Source organism: Pseudomonas sp. NPDC087346, from assembly GCF_044744235.1.
Taxonomy (GTDB): Bacteria; Pseudomonadota; Gammaproteobacteria; order Pseudomonadales; family Pseudomonadaceae; genus Aquipseudomonas.
The window spans coordinates 10498-27418 of the sequence record NZ_JBIUXX010000068.1 but is presented as its reverse complement, the minus strand read 5'-3'; the positions used below and the strand labels follow the sequence as shown (position 1 = coordinate 27418).

Genomic DNA, 16921 nt, shown 5'->3' with positions numbered 1-16921 from the left:
CGAGCGGCAGCACTGGCCTAGGTCAGCACGACACTCAGCTTCCCAGGACGAGGATTGTCATGATATTCGAGAGCGGCAGTATTCATAACAGACATTTTGGCATTCCGATTTTTACTGTTGGACAGACTGGTCAGCGAGGATACGCGCCTCGCAAAGTCCCCACAAGACTGAGCGGTCACCCCTGTCAAGCGCCCTGTCCTACGACTTTGGGCCAAGAGCCACGGCGCACAAGGGCTAGACTGTTCACAATCGATAGAAAAAATGTCTACAATTTTTTCTTCAGCGAGCGCTTTGCAGCATCGACGGATCAGTCAGTGGCAACAACCAGCGTGGCTGGCCCGGTTTCAATCCACCACGTCGCGAACGGTCGACGATCCAACCGCGAGCCTCGATCTGCCTGCCCTTCAGCGTCTGAAGTCGGGCGCTGTCGAATTGCCCAAGCAGATTGGGTGCAACACGCAGTACAAGCGAGTCCTGCAACTCGATCCAGATTCCACCACGATTGCGTTGAACCTTGCTCACACGCCCACTGACCACGGTAAAACCGGAAGCGCTGATCTGCTGCGCTTTCAGTACAGGCGACTGGCGCCAGACGCCGCGACCCGCCTGCCGCGCATCGCGCTCAGCGGCTTGCTGGCAGGCGACAAGATCGACATTGGGCGCGACCGCAACCTGAAAACCCAGGCCGTCGGCGAGCATTTGCGCTTCGAGATTGGCCCCGCTGGCGCTGTAGACATGCGCCAGCGTACGCCCGTAATGATCTGTGGCTTGCTTGCCCGGCTGAATGCCGACGCGGCCGCCGCTGTCGGCCACCAGTGCTTCCAGGCGCTTGCGCGCAGCAACCGCGAACGGTTCGTCGCTACGACCCTGCCTGCCCAGTTCCGGGGTATTGAGGCCGATCATCCGCACACTGCGCCCGTCGCTCAGGCGCAAGGTGTCGCCATCGACCACGCGTTGCACCGCGACGCTGCTCAGCCCGACAGGCGCCGGACAGAACGCCTGAGCGCCGGACAGCCAAATCGCGGACACAAAAAAGGCGCCCGCGAGGGACGCCTTTTTCAGCAACGAGGAAAAGCCCATCGGGCCTTTCAACCTTACTCTGCAGCAGCAGCAGGTTTCTTGCCGAAAGCACCGAAACGGTCTGCGAAGCGCTGAACGCGGCCGCCAGTGTCCAGCGTCTTTTGCTTACCGGTGTAGAACGGGTGGCATTCGTTGCACACGTCGATTGGCAGAGCTTTGCCGAAAGTCGAACGGGTTTCGAACTTGTTGCCACAGCTGCAGGTAACAGCGATGACTGGGTATTCTGGATGGATATCAGCTTTCATGATGAATTCCTCAGGCTAGCGTGCCGCCACCCAACACTATTGTTGAATACCGCACGTAATTAGGCCGCGGATTCTACCAGACAATGTCAATCGCGCAAGCTGTCCCTCAAACCGGTCGTCTGCTAGGCTCCCGACCCATTGCGCGATCCCTGCCTGTAGGAGTGAGCCTGCTCGCGATAGCGGTGTGTCAGCGGCATAAATTCCCAATGACACACCGCTATCGCGAGCAGGCTCACTCCTACACAGGTATTTGCCAGCCCTTATTCTGTTGATCGAGATCCCCCCGCGTGCCCGACGCCATTCTGCGCCTCGCCTTGCCTTCGCCCCTGCGCCGCCTGTTCGACTATCGGGCGCCGGCCGGCGTGCTGCGCTCCCAGTTGCAGCCGGGCATGCGCTTGCGGGTGCCGTTCGGCCGTCGGGAGATGATCGGGATACTGGTCGAAGTCACCGACACCAGCGAAGTACCGGTAGAGAAGCTCAAGCCGGCACTGGCCCTGCTCGACGCAACCCCACCACTACCGCCAGCGCTGTTCAAACTGTGCCTGTGGACTTCCCAGTATTACCAGCACAGCCTCGGCGACACCTTGAGCTGGGCGCTGCCGGTATTACTGCGCCAAGGCGAACTGGCCGAAGCCCGTCAGGAACGCTTCTGGTCGATCGCACCCGGCGCCAGCCTCGATGACCCGCGCGTCGCCCGCGCACCGCGTCAGCGTGAAGCCTTGGCGACGCTGGCCCAGCATCCGCACGGTGTGCCCCATCAGTTGCTGAGCAAACTGATGCTGAGCAAAGACAGCCTCGATCTGCTGCTGGCAAAAGATCTGGTGCAAGTGGAAATCCGCCGCCATGCGCCGGGCGTGCGCCACGAACACTGGCTGGCGCAGCCGGAACTGCCACTGAACGCCGAACAACGCGCCGCGTATGAAGCGATCCGCGCAGGTTTCGACAGTTATCACGCGTTCTTGCTGGCGGGTGTCACCGGCAGCGGCAAGACCGAAGTCTATTTGCAGTTGATCCGCGAAACCCTTGAGGCCGGCAAGCAGGCGCTGGTGCTGATTCCCGAGATCAACCTCGGGCCGCAAACTCTGGCGCGCTTCGAGCAGCGCTTCAATGCGCGCATCGCCCTGCTGCACTCGGCGGTCAACGACCGCGAACGCCTCGACGCCTGGCTCGCCGCCCGCGACGGCGAGGCCGACATTATTATCGGTACCCGTTCGGCGCTGTTCACCCCGATGAAAAACCCCGGGCTGATCATCATCGACGAAGAGCACGACGGATCTTATAAACAGCAGGAAGGCCTGCGCTATCACGCCCGTGATCTGGCGTTGGTGCGGGCACGACAGGAAAACATCCCGATTGTCCTCGGCTCGGCGACGCCATCGCTGGAAAGCCTGCACAACGCTTACACCGGCCGTTATGGCCTGCTGCGCCTGAACGAGCGCGCGGGTGGCGCCAAGCAACCGCGCTTCCTGCGCCTGGACGTGAAAAGCCGTCCACTGGACAGCGGCATTTCCGGGCCGATGCAGCAAGCCATAGGCCAGACCCTCGCCAATGGCCAGCAGGTTCTGGTGTTCCTCAACCGCCGTGGTTTTGCGCCGACCCTGCTCTGTCACGATTGCGGCTGGATGTCCGAGTGTTCGCGCTGCGATGCGCGGATGACCGTGCACCAGCGGCATGGCGAGTTGCGCTGCCACCATTGCGGCTACGTCGAACGCGTGCCGCGCCAGTGCCCGAAGTGCAACAAGGTCGATCTGCGTCCGGTAGGCGCCGGCACTGAACGTGCCGAGGAACGCCTGTCGATTCTGTTTCCGGATTACCCGGTGCTGCGGGTCGACCGCGACAGCACGTCGCGCAAGGACGCGATGAATAAGCTGTTCGCCACCATTCAAAAGGGCGAGCCGTGCATTCTGGTCGGCACACAGATGTTGGCCAAGGGTCACCACTTTCCGCGAGTGACGCTGGTGTCGATCCTCGATGCCGACGGCGGGCTGTTCTCCGGCGACTTCCGCGCCAGCGAGCGCATGGCGCAGCTGATCGTCCAGGTCGCCGGCCGCGCCGGACGGGCGGAAGAGCCGGGCAAGGTGATCATTCAGACGCATCTGGCCGACCATCCTTTATTGGTGCAATTGACCGAACAGGGTTATTTCGCCTTCGCCGAGCAAGCCCTGAGCGAGCGCCGCGCCGCCGGACTGCCGCCGTTCGCCCATCTGGCGCTGCTGCGCGCCGAAGCGCACAAACCGGGGCAGGCCGAAGGTTTTCTCGATGAGGCGTGCAGCGAGGCTGAGCGTTTGCTGGCCGAGCAGAATCTGAGCGGTATCGAATTGCTCGGGCCGGTACCGGCACCGATGGAGCGACGTGCCGGGCGCTATCGTGCGCAGTTGTTGCTGCAAGCCACGGCCCGGGCGCCGCTGCATCGGTTGCTGGCGAGCTGGTTGCTGGTGCTGGAGCAGATGCCGAGCGGGCGGGCGGTGCGCTGGTCGCTGGATGTTGATCCCGTCGACCTGTACTGATTTGAAGATTGCTATCGCTGGCAAGCCAGCTCCCACAGGGTTTACGCCGCTCATGTGGGAGCTGGCTTGCCAGCGATGGCTGACGAATTGTCACCACATATCCATAACCTGCCTGCTAAGGTTGGCAAGCCCGTCTTCGCAACGGATAATGCCCAGTTTTTCCACCCGCGCATCGATGCGCCGCCGCGCTTGCGGTCGAAAGAGAAGACCATGAAAGACACCATTCGCCAGCTGATCCAACAAGCCATCACCCAACTCGTCAACGAAGGTGTGTTGCCTGAAGGCCTGTCGCCGGCGATCCAGGTGGAAAACGCGCGTGACAAGACTCACGGCGATTTCGCCAGCAACATCGCCATGATGCTGGCCAAGCCTGCGGGCATGAAGCCGCGCGATCTGGCGGAAAAAATCATCGCCGCGCTGCCAGCCGACGAGAACGTCACCAAGGCCGAAATCGCCGGCCCGGGCTTTATCAACTTCTTCCAGAACACCCAGGCGCTGGCCAGCCGTCTCGACGCGGCACTGGCCGACGAGCATATCGGCGTGCGCAAGGCTGGCCCGGTGCAGCGCACCGTGATCGACCTGTCGGCGCCGAACCTGGCCAAAGAGATGCACGTCGGCCACTTGCGTTCGACCATCATCGGCGACGGTGTGGCTCGCGTACTCGAATTCCTCGGCGACGAAGTGATCCGTCAGAACCACGTGGGCGACTGGGGCACCCAGTTCGGCATGCTGATGGCGTATTTGCAGGAAAATCCGATCACCAGCGACGAGCTGTCCGATCTGGAAAACTTCTACCGCGCCGCCAAGCAGCGTTTCGACGAATCCGAAGAATTTGCCGACCGCGCCCGTGGTCTGGTGGTCAAGCTGCAGGCCGGCGACGCCGACTGCCTGGCGCTGTGGACCAAGTTCAAGGACATCTCGCTGTCGCACTGCCAGAAGATCTACGAACTGCTCAACGTCAAACTGACCATGGCCGACGTGATGGGCGAAAGCGCCTACAACGACGACCTGATCAATGTGGTCAACGACCTGAAAGCTGCCGGCATGCTGGTCGAAAGCAACGGCGCCCAGTGCGTGTTCCTCGACGAATTCAAGAACGCCGACGGCGACCCGCTGCCGGTAATCATCGTCAAGGCTGACGGCGGCTACCTCTACGCCACCACTGACCTGGCAGCCGTGCGTTATCGCAGCGGCAAACTGCAAGCTGATCGCGCGCTGTACTTCGTCGACCAGCGTCAGGCCCTGCACTTCCAGCAAGTGTTCGCCGTGGCGCGCAAGGCCGGCTTCGTGACCCATCCGATGGAAATGGAACACATGGGCTTCGGCACCATGAACGGCGCCGATGGCCGTCCATTCAAGACCCGTGATGGCGGCACCGTAAAGCTGATCGACCTGCTGACCGAAGCGCAGGAACGCGCCTATAACCTGGTGAAGGAAAAGAATCCTGATCTGGCTGAAGCCGACCTGCGCAACATCGCCAAAGTGGTGGGCATCGACTCGGTGAAATACGCCGACCTGTCCAAGCACCGCGCCAGCGACTACAGCTTCAACTTCGACCTGATGCTGAACTTCGAAGGCAACACCGCGCCTTACCTGCTCTACGCTTACACCCGCGCTGCCGGTGTGTTCCGCAAACTGGGCAAGGACTTCAGCGAAGTTCAGGGCCAGATCGTGCTGGAAGCCGAGCTTGAGCAGGAACTGGGCGCCAAACTGGCTCAGTTCGGTGAAGTGCTGAACGGTGTGGCAGAAAAAGGCACGCCGCATATTCTTTGCACTTACCTGTACGACCTGGCCAGCCTGTTCTCCAGCTTCTACGAGAACTGCCCGATCCTCGCCGCCGACACCCCGGCCCAGATGCAGAGCCGTTTGCGTCTGACCGAGCTGACACGTCGCACCCTTAAACAAGGCCTGGAATTGCTCGGCCTGAAAGTTCTGGAGCAAATGTAAGTTGGCTGCCAAGAAAAAACCTGCACCCAAGCGTGGCGCCAGCCGTTACCAAGCTCCTGCGAAGCAACCGATCCCGGGTTGGCTGTGGATGGCCATCGGCCTGACGGTCGGCGCGTTCATTGTGTTCTTGATGAAGCTGGAGCCGGGTAAGGGCAGCGACACGGTCAAGCGTGAAAAGATCGAACAAGCGCAGCAGCAGAAAGCGTCGAAAATCGCCGAGGCCAACAAGACCCCGCCGAGCCCGACGCAACCGGTGAAGCCGAAGTACGACTTCTACACCCTGCTGCCAGAATCGGAAGTGATCGTGCCGCCGGACGCCGTGCCGGAGAAAACCCTGCCGACGCCGCAAGTGCCAACGACGCCGGTCACCCCGGCTGAGGCGGCGAAGATCGACACCGCGCGGGCTCAGGCTGCGCTGTCGGGCATTACTCCGCCGCCAGCACCTCCAGTGGCGAAAGCCGCACCAGTGACCAAGTTCTTCCTCCAGGCCGGTTCGTTCCGCAAAGAGGCGGATGCGGACAAAGTACGCGCGCAGATCATTCTGCTCGGTCAAGCGGTGGCGGTTGAATCAGGCACGGTCAAGGATGAAACCTGGTACCGGGTGCTGGTCGGCCCGTTCAGCAACCGCGAACAACTGACCACCGCCCAGAAACAACTGGCCGGCAGCGGCTTCAGCAACCTGTTGTTACAACAACGCCAAAGCCGCTGATTCTCCTCGAGCCGCTCACTCTTCAGAAGTGAGCGGCAATCCTGTGGTGAGGGGATTTATCCCCGTTGGGTCGCGAAGCGGCCCTGAAACCTGCAATTGCGGCACGTCAGAAACAGCGCAAACGGTGGTTTCACGACTGCTGCGCAGCCGAACGGGGATAAATCCCCTCGCCACAGTCATCACACACCATTCGTCTCCCGCCGCGCTTGCCGGTTGAAATCCTCTCCACCACCCCCATATGAATGGGCATAAGGCATTTTCGCCCCGCTGCGTGGAGACTCTTCCCTTGACCACCATCGTTTCAGTTCGCCGCCACGGCAAAGTCGTCATGGGCGGCGACGGCCAGGTTTCTCTCGGCAACACCGTGATGAAAGGCAACGCGAAAAAAGTTCGTCGCCTGTACCACGGTCAGGTCATCGCCGGTTTTGCCGGTGCCACCGCCGACGCCTTTACCCTCTTCGAACGTTTCGAAGGCCAGCTGGAAAAACATCAGGGTCACCTGGTCCGCGCCGCTGTCGAACTCGCCAAAGAATGGCGTACCGACCGCTCGCTCAGCCGCCTCGAAGCCATGCTCGCCGTCGCCAACAAAGACGCCTCGCTGATCATCACCGGCAACGGTGACGTGGTCGAACCGGAAAACGGCCTGATCGCCATGGGTTCCGGCGGCGGCTACGCTCAGGCAGCGGCCAGCGCCCTGCTGAAAAAGACCGATCTGTCGGCTCGGGAAATCGTCGAAACAGCCCTCGGTATCGCCGCCGACATCTGTGTATTCACCAACCACACCCAGACCATTGAGGAGCAGGATCTCGCTGAAGAAGCCTGATACGGCCCTGTGCCACGGCTTTTTTCTGCTTGAGGACCGTCAACCATTATGTCCATGACTCCCCGCGAAATCGTCCACGAACTCAACCGCCACATCATCGGCCAGGACGATGCCAAGCGCGCCGTCGCGATTGCCTTGCGCAACCGCTGGCGCCGCATGCAGCTGCCTGAAGAGCTGCGCGTTGAAGTGACCCCGAAGAATATTCTGATGATCGGCCCGACCGGTGTCGGTAAAACCGAAATCGCCCGTCGCCTGGCAAAACTCGCCAACGCGCCGTTCATCAAGGTCGAAGCGACCAAGTTCACCGAAGTCGGCTACGTCGGCCGTGACGTCGAGTCGATCATTCGTGATCTGGCCGACGCTGCGATCAAACTGTTCCGCGAACAGGAAATGACCCGCGTTCGCCATCGCGCCGAAGACGCCGCCGAAGATCGCATCCTCGACGCCTTGCTGCCGCCTGCGCGCATGGGTTTCAACAACGACGAAGCGCCGAGCCAGGATTCCAACACCCGTCAGCTGTTCCGCAAGCGTCTGCGCGAAGGTCAGCTGGATGACAAGGAGATCGAAATCGAAGTCGCCGAAATGGCCGGCGTCGATATCTCCGCGCCACCGGGCATGGAAGAAATGACCAACCAGTTGCAGAGCCTGTTTGCCAACATGGGCAAGGGCAAGAAGAAAGCCCACAAGCTCAAGGTCAAGGAAGCGCTGAAACTGGTGCGTGACGAAGAGGCCGGGCGTCTGGTCAACGAAGAAGAGTTGAAGGCCAAGGCTCTGGAAGCGGTCGAGCAACACGGCATCGTGTTCATCGACGAGATCGACAAGGTCGCCAAACGCGGCAACTCCGGTGGCGTCGACGTATCCCGTGAAGGCGTACAGCGTGACCTGCTGCCGCTGATCGAAGGCTGCACCGTCAACACCAAGCTGGGCATGGTCAAGACCGACCACATCCTGTTCATCGCTTCCGGTGCGTTCCACCTGAGCAAGCCGAGCGATCTGGTGCCGGAGCTGCAAGGTCGTCTGCCGATCCGCGTCGAACTCAAGGCCCTGACCCCGGAAGACTTCGAGCGCATCCTCAGCGAACCGCATGCCTCGCTCACCGAGCAATATTGCGCACTGCTGAAAACCGAAGGCCTGAACATCGAGTTCCAGCCAGACGGGATCAAGCGCATCGCCGAGATCGCCTGGCAGGTCAACGAGAAGACCGAAAACATCGGTGCCCGCCGCCTGCACACGCTGCTTGAGCGTCTGCTGGAAGAGGTGTCTTTCAGTGCCGGCGATCTGGCCAGCGCGCATGACGACAAGGCGATTCTGATCGACGCTGCCTACGTCAACAGCCACCTCGGCGAATTGGCGGAGAACGAAGACCTGTCCCGTTATATCCTGTAGGTCACCTTCTCCATGTAGGAGCTGCCGCAGGCTGCGATCTTTTGACTTTGTTTTTCAGAATCAAGATCAAAAGATCGCAGCCTGCGGCAGCTCCTACAGGGGTTTCATACAGTCGGACGACCTCCAATGACCTCAATTCCTACCGACATCAAACTGCACAAAGCCTCGAAAACCCTGACGCTCAAATATGCGTCTGACGAGGAATACACCCTGCCCGCAGAATTCCTGCGCGTGCATTCCCCTTCCGCCGAGGTCCAGGGCCACGGCAAACCGATCCTGCAATACGGCAAGCTCAACGTTGGTCTCAGCAAAGTAGAACCGGCCGGTCAGTACGCACTGAAATTGACCTTCGACGACGGTCACGACAGCGGACTGTTCACCTGGGATTACCTTTATGAGCTGGGGCGACGATTTGACGCACTCTGGGCGGATTATCTTGCCGAGCTCAAAGCCGCCGGAAAAACCCGCGATCCGGATCAGTCCATCGTCAAGCTGATGCTCTAGCCCGAGGGTCGTGCTCTTTAGAGGGCATTTTCTAAATTCATCTGTTTGAATGCTCTGCTGTGTGGCCGAGGATCGGCTGCTTGCGAAAAAAATTAAACTCGGGTAACCAATGGAGCTGGCAAGTTCCCTGCAGTGCTCTACGACTGTAAAGCAGCTATGCAGAATTAACGGTCACCCGAGCAGAAGTACCTGACCTTGGCTGTGTGACTGCACAGCAGGAACCGGGTACTCGTCTCAGGACAATGGAGCGTCGTAGATGAGTAACAAGAATAACGATGACCTGAAGTACCAAGCCTCGGAAAACACCCTGGGGCTTAATCCCGTCGTTGGGCTGCGCGGAAAGGATCTGCTGGCCTCTGCTCGTATGGTGCTGTCGCAGGCCATCAAACAACCGATCCATAGCGTCAAGCACGTCACCCATTTCGGCCTCGAACTGAAGAACGTGCTGTTCGGCAAATCCGAACTGCAACCGGCCAGCGATGACCGTCGCTTCGCCGATCCGGCGTGGAGCCAGAACCCGCTCTACAAACGTTATCTGCAAACTTATCTGGCGTGGCGCAAGGAACTCCATTCCTGGATCGACGACAGCAGCCTCTCGCCCAAAGACATCGCGCGCGGCCACTTCGTGATCAACCTGATGACCGAAGCCATGGCCCCGACCAATACGGCGGCCAACCCTGCGGCAGTCAAACGCTTCTTCGAGACCGGCGGCAAAAGCCTGCTCGACGGTCTCTCGCATCTGGCCAAGGATCTGGTACACAACGGCGGCATGCCGAGCCAGGTCAACATGGGCGCGTTCGAGGTCGGCAAGAGCCTGGGCGTGACCGAAGGCGCGGTGGTGTTTCGCAACGACGTGCTGGAGCTGATCCAGTACAAGCCGATCACCGAGCAAGTCCACGAGCGTCCGTTGCTGGTGGTGCCGCCACAGATCAACAAGTTCTACGTTTTCGACCTCAGCCCGGACAAGAGCCTGGCGCGCTTCTGCCTGCGCAACAATGTGCAGACGTTTATCGTCAGCTGGCGCAACCCGACCAAGGCTCAGCGCGAGTGGGGTCTGTCGACTTACATCGACGCGCTGAAGGAAGCGGTCGACGTGGTCACTGCGATCACTGGCAGCAAAGACATCAACATGCTTGGCGCCTGCTCCGGCGGCATCACCTGCACCGCCCTGCTCGGCCACTACGCCGCCATCGGCGAGAACAAGGTCAATGCCCTGACCCTGCTGGTCAGCGTGCTCGATACCACGCTGGACAGCGACGTCGCGCTGTTTGTCGATGAGCAGACGCTGGAGACCGCCAAACGCCATTCGTATCAGGCCGGCGTGCTCGAAGGCAAAGACATGGCCAAGGTCTTCGCGTGGATGCGCCCGAACGATTTGATCTGGAACTACTGGGTCAACAACTACCTGCTCGGCAACGAGCCGCCGGTGTTCGACATCCTGTTCTGGAACAACGACACCACAAGGTTGCCAGCCGCGTTCCACGGTGACCTGATCGAGATGTTCAAAAACAACCCACTGATCCGCGCCAATGCACTGGAAGTGTGCGGCACACCGATCGATCTCAAGCAGGTCACCGCCGACATCTTTTCGCTGGCCGGTACCAACGACCACATCACTCCGTGGAAGTCCTGCTACAAGTCGGCGCAGTTGTTCGGCGGCAAAGTCGAGTTCGTGTTGTCGAGCAGCGGGCATATCCAGAGCATTCTGAACCCGCCGGGCAACCCGAAATCCCGTTACATGACCAGCGAAGGCATGGCCGCCAATGCTGATGAATGGCAAGAGAACTCGACCAAGCACACCGATTCCTGGTGGCTGCACTGGCAGGCGTGGCAGGCCGAGCGCTCGGGCGAACTGAAAAAGGCCCCGGTGAAACTGGGCAACAAGGCATTCCCGGCAGGCGAATTGTCACCGGGCACGTACGTACACGAGCGGTAACTGACACCTGAAAAACTGTGGGAGCGGGCTTGCCCGCGATTGCGGTGTACCAGTCAACACATCTGTTGAAAGTGCCACCCTCATCGCGGGCAAGCCCGCTCCCACAGGGTTCGAGGTGGAACATAGAAATTGTGACCCACAGGGCCTGACGCATGCCGCAACCGTTCATATTCCGTACCGTCGATCTGGATGGCCAGACCATCCGCACGGCGGTCCGCCCCGGCAAGCCTCACTTGACGCCCTTGCTGATTTTCAACGGCATCGGCGCCAACCTGGAGCTGGTGTTTCCGTTCGTCGCGGCATTGGACCCGGATCTGGAAGTGATCGCCTTCGACGTGCCCGGTGTCGGTGGTTCCTCGACGCCCAATCGTCCCTATCGCTTTCCCGGTCTGGCGAAACTGACGTCGCGGATGCTCGACTATCTCGACTACGGTCAGGTCAACGTGATCGGCGTGTCGTGGGGTGGCGCGCTGGCACAGCAGTTCGCCTACGACTACCCCGAGCGTTGCAAGAAACTGGTGCTGGCGGCGACCGCTGCCGGTGCGGTGATGGTGCCGGGCAAACCGAAAGTGCTGTGGATGATGGCCAGTCCCCGGCGCTACATTCAGCCATCCCACGTAATCCGCATCGCGCCGCTGATCTATGGCGGTTCGTTCCGCCGCGACCCGACACTGGCGGCCAGCCATGCGGCGAAAGTGCGCTCGGCGGGCAAGCTCGGCTACTACTGGCAACTGTTCGCCGGGCTGGGCTGGACCAGCATTCACTGGCTGCACAAGATCCATCAGCCGACGCTGGTGCTGGCCGGCGACGACGATCCGCTGATCCCGCTGATCAACATGCGCATGCTCGCCTGGCGCATTCCCAACGCACAGTTGCACATCATCGATGACGGCCATCTGTTCCTGATCACCCGCGCCGAAGCGGTGGCGCCGATCATCATGAAATTCCTCCAAGAAGAACGGCAGCGCGCAGTGATGCACCCGCATCCGACACCGCTGGGCGGTTAAGCGCTGCGGCAGGCTTTATGCAGTGCTTTTGTAGAGACAGTGCGTGGCAGGACGCCACGCAGGCAGCAACCCGTAACAGCGTCTATGGTGTTCTGGTTCGGTGAGTTTGTTTTTGGCCTGAAGACGAAGGAGTGTTGAGTCATGCGCGACAAACCAGCGACGGGCGTGGTGCCCAGCCCCGCCGTGTTCATCAACGCACAAAGTGCGATCACCGGTCTGCGTGGGCGCGATCTGCTCTCGACCCTGCGCAGTGTGGCCGCCCATGGCCTGCGCAACCCGATTCACAGTGCGAAACATGCATTGCGACTGGGCGGCCAGCTCGGCCGTGTGCTGCTGGGCGAGACCCTGCACCCGACCAATCCGCAGGACAGTCGCTTCGCCGATCCGGCGTGGAGCCTCAACCCTTTCTATCGACGCAGTCTGCAGGCCTATCTGGCCTGGCAGAAACAGGTCAAAAGCTGGATCGACGAAAGCGACATGAGCCCGGAAGATCGCGCTCGCGCGCACTTCGCCTTCACCCTGCTCAACGACGCCGTGGCACCCTCCAACACCCTGCTCAATCCGCTGGCGATCAAGGAGCTGTTCAACTCCGGCGGCAATAGTCTGGTGCGTGGCCTCAGTCATCTGTTCGATGATCTGCTGCACAACGATGGCCTGCCACGGCAGGTCACCAAACAGGCTTTCGAGGTCGGCAAGACCGTCGCCACCACCACCGGCTCGGTGGTGTTTCGCAACGAAATGCTGGAGCTGATCCAGTACAAGCCGATGAGCGAAAAGCAGTACGCCAAGCCGCTGTTGGTGGTGCCGCCGCAAATCAACAAGTACTACATTTTCGATCTCAGCCCGCACAACAGCTTCGTCCAGTACGCCCTGAAGAACGGCTTGCAAACCTTCATGATCAGTTGGCGCAATCCGGATGTGCGCCATCGCGAATGGGGCCTCTCGACCTATGTCGAGGCGGTGGAAGAAGCGATGAACATCTGCCGGGCGATTACCGGCGCCCGCGAGGTCAACCTGATGGGCGCATGTGCTGGCGGGTTGACCATCGCCGCGCTGCAAGGTCACTTGCAGGCGAAACGACAACTGCGGCGCATCTCCAGCGCGACTTATCTGGTCAGCCTGCTCGATAGCCAGATAGACACTGCAGCCACACTGTTTGCCGATGAACAGACCCTCGAAGCGGCCAAGCGGCGCTCGTATCAGAAGGGCGTACTGGACGGTCGTGACATGGCCAAGGTCTTCGCCTGGATGCGTCCCAACGATTTGATCTGGAGCTACTTCGTCAACAATTACCTGTTGGGCAAAGAGCCGCCAGCCTTCGACATCCTCTACTGGAACAACGACAACACTCGCCTGCCTGCGGCGTTTCACGGCGACCTGCTGGACTTCTTCAAGCACAACCCGCTGACCCACCCCGGTGGCCTGGAAGTCTGCGGCACGCCGATCGACCTGCAAAAGGTCACGGTCGACAGCTTCAGCGTGGCCGGGATGAACGACCACATCACGCCGTGGGATGCGGTGTATCGCTCGACCCTGCTGCTGGGTGGCGAGCGGCGCTTCGTGCTGTCCAACAGCGGCCATGTGCAGAGCATCCTCAACCCGCCAAGCAACCCGAAAGCCGCTTACGTCGAGAACGGCAAGATGAGCAGCGATCCGCGTGCCTGGTACTACGACGCCAAGCACGTCGACGGCAGTTGGTGGCCACAGTGGCTGGAATGGATTCAGCAACGCTCCGGCGCCCAGCGCGAAACCCTGATGACCCTCGGCAATCCGAATTATCCACCGATGGAGGCAGCACCCGGCACCTACGTGCGAGTGCGCTGACGCTTAACCGAATCTTTCTAAGAAGACTGGATGAAAACCCGCGACCGGATACTCGAATGTGCCCTGCAATTGTTCAACGAAAAGGGCGAGCCGAACGTCTCCACCATGGAAGTTGCCAATGAAATGGGGATCAGCCCGGGCAATCTCTACTACCACTTCCACGGCAAGGAGCCGTTGATTCTCGGCTTGTTCGAGCGCTTTCAGAATGAGCTGGCACCGCTGCTCGATCCGCCGTCGGATGTCGAACTGGCACCGGAGGATTACTGGCTGTTTTTGCACCTGATCGTCGAGCGGCTGGCGCAGTATCGGTTCCTGTTCCAAGACCTGTCGAACCTGGCTGGACGTCTGCCGAAACTGGCGAAAGGGATTCGCAATCTGCTCAACGCATTGAAGCGCACGCTGGCGTCATTGCTGGCGCGGCTGAAGGCGGCGGGGCAACTGGTCAGTGACACTCAGGCGTTGGGGCAACTGGTGGAGCAAGTGACCATGACTTTGCTGTTTTCACTGGACTACCAGCGGATTCTTGATCGCGAGGGTGAAGTCAGATTGGTGGTTTACCAGATCATGATGCTCGTGGCGCCGCATCTGTTGCCGTCGGTAAAAGTGGCGACCGAGCGAATGGCCCTGCAATATCTCGAAGACCACGATTAACCAAATCCGCCTAACTAACATCCTTACCCTGTGGGAGCTAGCCTGCTAGCGATGGCATTAAGTCAATCCACACAAATGCCGAATGTGAGTCCTTTATCGCTAGCAGGCTAGCTCCCACAAGGGTTTCGCAGTGGTTTTGAGATCATCTACACAAACAAAAACGCCCGACCTTCACAGGCCGGGCGTTTTGTTTTGCCCTGAAAAATCAGGACTGACTGGTTGGTGTCGACGGGGTCGATGCAACAGTCGGGGTAGCAACCGGAGTCGGGGCAGCGGCGGAGTTCGACGTGCTGGCCGGGGTTGCCGGGGTGGCAGGCTTGGCCGCAGCCACTGCCGGTTTCGGTGCTGCGGCTTTCGGCGCGGCCGGTTTTTTCACTGCGGGCTTCTTCGCGGCAGCAGGTTTTGCTGCTGGCTTGGCGGCCGGTTTCGCGGCAGCGGTTTTCGCTGCTGGTTTGGCGGCTGGTTTTGCAGCCGGTTTTGCCGCAGCTTTGGCAGCAGGCTTGGCCGCTGGTTTTGCAGCGGCTTTGGCGGCAACCGGTTTGGCTGCTGCTTTTGCTGCTGGTTTAGCCGCGGCAGTTTTCGCTGCTGGCTTGGCGGCGGCTTTGGCTGCCGGTTTTGCAGCAGCTTTAACCAATGGCTTGGCAGCGGTTTTCGCCGCTGGTTTAGCCGCAGCAGTTTTCGCTGCCGGTTTTGCCGCTGCAGTTTTCGCCACAGGCTGAGTTTTCAGACCGGTGAGTTTTTCGATCTGCTTGGTCAGGGTTTCGACCTTGCTGTGCAGAGCTTTGACTTCATTGCGGCTCGGTACACCCAAGCGTGAAATCGCGCTGTTCAGGCGCTTGTCGAAAGCCCCTTCCAGCTCGTCCCACTTGCCCAGTGCGCGATCTTTCACGCCGCTGATGCGCGACTTGGCCGAAGAAGCGGAGTCCTTGGCGGCATCGACTTTCTTGCCGACTGCAGACTTGGTGAGCTTCTCGGCTTTCTCGCCGTCTTTGACCAATGTATCGAAGAGCTTGCTGCCGTCAGTGTCGATCTTCGAGTACACGCCTAAACCAGCCAGCCAGATTTTGCGGGAGTAGTCTTCGACTTTCCCGATCCACGAGCTGCCTTCTTTATCGGTGTTCTTTTTACCAGCCATCCCGTTCTCCTTAAGATTTACGCGCGACGCGTTCGAGCAATGCCGTCAGCTCATCGAGCTTAGCAGAGAGTGTCTCAACGTCATGTTTAGACGGAATGCCGATACGATTCAAGGCGCTTGCAACACGGGAGTCGAACGCCTTCTCGACCTTGTCGAGTTGAACTTCGACGCGACCTTTGAAAGAGGTCACTTCATCCTTGGCTTCATCGATCTCGGCGTTGGCCGCTTCGAGTTTTTCAGCGACGACTTTTTTGCCTTTCTTTTCAACAGTTTGACCAGCCTTGATCAACTCCTGAAAGTACTCGCTGCCCTCGCTGCCGACCTTGGCGTAGGCACCCAGACCTGCCAGCCAGATCTTGCGGGCATAGGATTTGACGTCGCTCAGAGCAGAAGTCGAAGCGTCGATTTTTTTCTTCAAAATAACTTTGGCCATGGTGCACCTCACGCGCAGAAGGTTTGAGGAACTGCCCGCAGGTTTGTCGGGCTCAGGCACAAAGTAGGCAGAAAAATTAGAAACGGCACCCTAACAACTGACATAAACAGCAGGTGCACCACGAAACAAATGTGGGAGTCAGCCTGCTGGCGATTGCGGTGTGTCAGCAACAGAAAGACTGCTGACAGGATGCTATCGCCAGCAGGCTGGCTCCCACAGGGGATGTGATTGCAACAGGAAATCAGACCAGCGCTTTGTCCAGTGCCTTCTCGATCTCGGCTTTGATCATGCCGCTCATGGCCGACATCATCAGGCCCAGTTCCACATCGACGCGGATCGAATCGTCGCCGACATGCACTGCGCCTTTGACGCCCGAGCGCTTGAGGTTCAGCACGTCGCCCGCCCATTGCGGCTCCAGGCCGTATTGATCGGAGAGTTTCTGCGCGAGCTTGTCGGCTTTCTCGCGGGCGGCTTCCTTGCCCAGGCTGTGGGCACGTTCAACACTAATACGGGCCATTGATTGACTCCTGATTTTTCAATACAGATGTGGATGCTTGTTCGGTAAATCTTGACCGCTGCTGCGGCAAAACGTCCCGTCGGTGATCCATCTTACCTTTAGCCACTCCAAGACAAAGCATGGCTTGGGGATTAGAATGTCGCGCATTCTCTTTTGGTGACAGCGATATGACTGATCAGCGCAAAGGCAGCGATGCCGAACCCACCACTCACTTCGG

Annotated in this window: 16 protein-coding genes; 11 read left to right on the top strand and 5 right to left on the bottom strand. The window is 59.8% G+C overall.

What is annotated here, in order from left to right:
- Nucleotides 1-279: 279 nt before the first annotated feature.
- Both ACIOZM_RS27200 and rpmE read right to left on the bottom strand, forming a co-directional pair.
- Nucleotides 280-1080, bottom strand: a complete 801-nt coding sequence (locus ACIOZM_RS27200) for a thermonuclease family protein (RefSeq protein WP_401219623.1) — start codon at nucleotides 1078-1080, stop codon at nucleotides 280-282.
- 14 nt (nucleotides 1081-1094) lie between these two features.
- Complete coding sequence (rpmE, locus tag ACIOZM_RS27195) at nucleotides 1095-1325, bottom strand: 50S ribosomal protein L31 (RefSeq protein WP_401219621.1); 231 nt, start codon at nucleotides 1323-1325, stop codon at nucleotides 1095-1097.
- Between the two features lie 287 nt (nucleotides 1326-1612).
- On the opposite strand from rpmE, the gene ACIOZM_RS27190 reads away from it, so the two are divergent.
- The 10 genes from ACIOZM_RS27190 to ACIOZM_RS27145 all read left to right on the top strand — a co-directional run bounded on the left by ACIOZM_RS27190 (nucleotide 1613) and on the right by ACIOZM_RS27145 (nucleotide 14619).
- Nucleotides 1613-3832 carry a primosomal protein N' gene (locus ACIOZM_RS27190; RefSeq protein ID WP_401219618.1) on the top strand — a complete coding sequence of 740 codons (2220 nt, stop codon included), beginning with the start codon at nucleotides 1613-1615 and terminating at the stop codon, nucleotides 3830-3832.
- Between the two features lie 210 nt (nucleotides 3833-4042).
- A complete protein-coding gene (gene argS / locus ACIOZM_RS27185) occupies nucleotides 4043-5779 on the top strand; it encodes an arginine--tRNA ligase (RefSeq protein WP_401219616.1) in 1737 nt (578 codons plus the stop codon).
- 1 nt (nucleotide 5780) lies between these two features.
- A complete protein-coding gene (locus tag ACIOZM_RS27180; protein WP_401219613.1) occupies nucleotides 5781-6488 on the top strand; it encodes an SPOR domain-containing protein in 708 nt (235 codons plus the stop codon).
- Nucleotides 6489-6774: 286 nt separating this feature from the next.
- Nucleotides 6775-7311: an ATP-dependent protease subunit HslV gene (gene hslV, locus ACIOZM_RS27175; protein WP_401219611.1), complete on the top strand. Its 537-nt coding sequence runs from the start codon at nucleotides 6775-6777 to the stop codon at nucleotides 7309-7311.
- A gap of 48 nt (nucleotides 7312-7359) precedes the next feature.
- Nucleotides 7360-8697, top strand: coding sequence for an ATP-dependent protease ATPase subunit HslU (gene hslU / locus ACIOZM_RS27170; protein WP_401219608.1), 1338 nt, complete (start codon nucleotides 7360-7362; stop codon nucleotides 8695-8697).
- A gap of 126 nt (nucleotides 8698-8823) precedes the next feature.
- Nucleotides 8824-9201 carry a gamma-butyrobetaine hydroxylase-like domain-containing protein gene (locus ACIOZM_RS27165; protein ID WP_401219605.1) on the top strand — a complete coding sequence of 126 codons (378 nt, stop codon included), beginning with the start codon at nucleotides 8824-8826 and terminating at the stop codon, nucleotides 9199-9201.
- Between the two features lie 256 nt (nucleotides 9202-9457).
- The gene (phaC, locus tag ACIOZM_RS27160; RefSeq protein WP_401219602.1) at nucleotides 9458-11137 is read left to right on the top strand and encodes a class II poly(R)-hydroxyalkanoic acid synthase; all 1680 of its coding nucleotides are present in this window, start codon (nucleotides 9458-9460) and stop codon (nucleotides 11135-11137) included.
- A gap of 152 nt (nucleotides 11138-11289) precedes the next feature.
- Entirely contained in the window at nucleotides 11290-12144 is an 855-nt protein-coding gene (gene phaZ, locus ACIOZM_RS27155; protein ID WP_016984597.1) for a poly(3-hydroxyalkanoate) depolymerase, read from the top strand.
- A 141-nt stretch (nucleotides 12145-12285) separates the two neighbouring features.
- Nucleotides 12286-13968, top strand: a complete 1683-nt coding sequence (gene phaC / locus ACIOZM_RS27150; RefSeq protein ID WP_401219600.1) for a class II poly(R)-hydroxyalkanoic acid synthase — start codon at nucleotides 12286-12288, stop codon at nucleotides 13966-13968.
- 30 nt (nucleotides 13969-13998) lie between these two features.
- Nucleotides 13999-14619, top strand: a complete 621-nt coding sequence (locus ACIOZM_RS27145) for a TetR/AcrR family transcriptional regulator (protein WP_401219597.1) — start codon at nucleotides 13999-14001, stop codon at nucleotides 14617-14619.
- A gap of 205 nt (nucleotides 14620-14824) precedes the next feature.
- Here the strand turns inward: ACIOZM_RS27145 and ACIOZM_RS27140 are convergent, their stop codons facing one another.
- From ACIOZM_RS27140 to ACIOZM_RS27130, 3 genes are all read right to left on the bottom strand, one after another.
- Nucleotides 14825-15754 carry a phasin family protein gene (locus ACIOZM_RS27140; RefSeq protein ID WP_401219594.1) on the bottom strand — a complete coding sequence of 310 codons (930 nt, stop codon included), beginning with the start codon at nucleotides 15752-15754 and terminating at the stop codon, nucleotides 14825-14827.
- Between the two features lie 10 nt (nucleotides 15755-15764).
- The gene (locus ACIOZM_RS27135) at nucleotides 15765-16187 is read right to left on the bottom strand and encodes a phasin family protein (RefSeq protein WP_401219591.1); all 423 of its coding nucleotides are present in this window, start codon (nucleotides 16185-16187) and stop codon (nucleotides 15765-15767) included.
- 241 nt (nucleotides 16188-16428) lie between these two features.
- Nucleotides 16429-16704 (bottom strand): polyhydroxyalkanoic acid system family protein, encoded by a 276-nt coding sequence (locus ACIOZM_RS27130; RefSeq protein WP_401219589.1) that lies wholly within the window; start codon nucleotides 16702-16704, stop codon nucleotides 16429-16431.
- Nucleotides 16705-16871: 167 nt separating this feature from the next.
- Between ACIOZM_RS27130 and ACIOZM_RS27125 the strand changes: the two genes are divergently transcribed.
- Nucleotides 16872-16921: hypothetical protein (locus ACIOZM_RS27125; RefSeq protein WP_401219629.1), on the top strand; the 50-nt coding region annotated here is incomplete at its 3' end.

Bases quoted from the DNA above. Each gene is read 5' to 3' on its own strand.
- ACIOZM_RS27140 (WP_401219594.1), bottom strand. From the start codon at position 15,754: ATGGCTGGTAAAAAGAACACCGATAAAGAAGGCAGCTCGTGGATCGGG.
- phaC (WP_401219602.1), top strand. From the start codon at position 9,458: ATGAGTAACAAGAATAACGATGACCTGAAGTACCAAGCCTCGGAAAAC.
- hslU (WP_401219608.1), top strand. From the start codon at position 7,360: ATGTCCATGACTCCCCGCGAAATCGTCCACGAACTCAACCGCCACATC.
- argS (WP_401219616.1), top strand. From the start codon at position 4,043: ATGAAAGACACCATTCGCCAGCTGATCCAACAAGCCATCACCCAACTC.
- ACIOZM_RS27145 (WP_401219597.1), top strand. From the start codon at position 13,999: ATGAAAACCCGCGACCGGATACTCGAATGTGCCCTGCAATTGTTCAAC.
- phaC (WP_401219600.1), top strand. From the start codon at position 12,286: ATGCGCGACAAACCAGCGACGGGCGTGGTGCCCAGCCCCGCCGTGTTC.
- ACIOZM_RS27130 (WP_401219589.1), bottom strand. From the start codon at position 16,704: ATGGCCCGTATTAGTGTTGAACGTGCCCACAGCCTGGGCAAGGAAGCC.
- phaZ (WP_016984597.1), top strand. From the start codon at position 11,290: ATGCCGCAACCGTTCATATTCCGTACCGTCGATCTGGATGGCCAGACC.
- rpmE (WP_401219621.1), bottom strand. From the start codon at position 1,325: ATGAAAGCTGATATCCATCCAGAATACCCAGTCATCGCTGTTACCTGC.
- ACIOZM_RS27200 (WP_401219623.1), bottom strand. From the start codon at position 1,080: ATGGGCTTTTCCTCGTTGCTGAAAAAGGCGTCCCTCGCGGGCGCCTTT.
- ACIOZM_RS27135 (WP_401219591.1), bottom strand. From the start codon at position 16,187: ATGGCCAAAGTTATTTTGAAGAAAAAAATCGACGCTTCGACTTCTGCT.
- ACIOZM_RS27165 (WP_401219605.1), top strand. From the start codon at position 8,824: ATGACCTCAATTCCTACCGACATCAAACTGCACAAAGCCTCGAAAACC.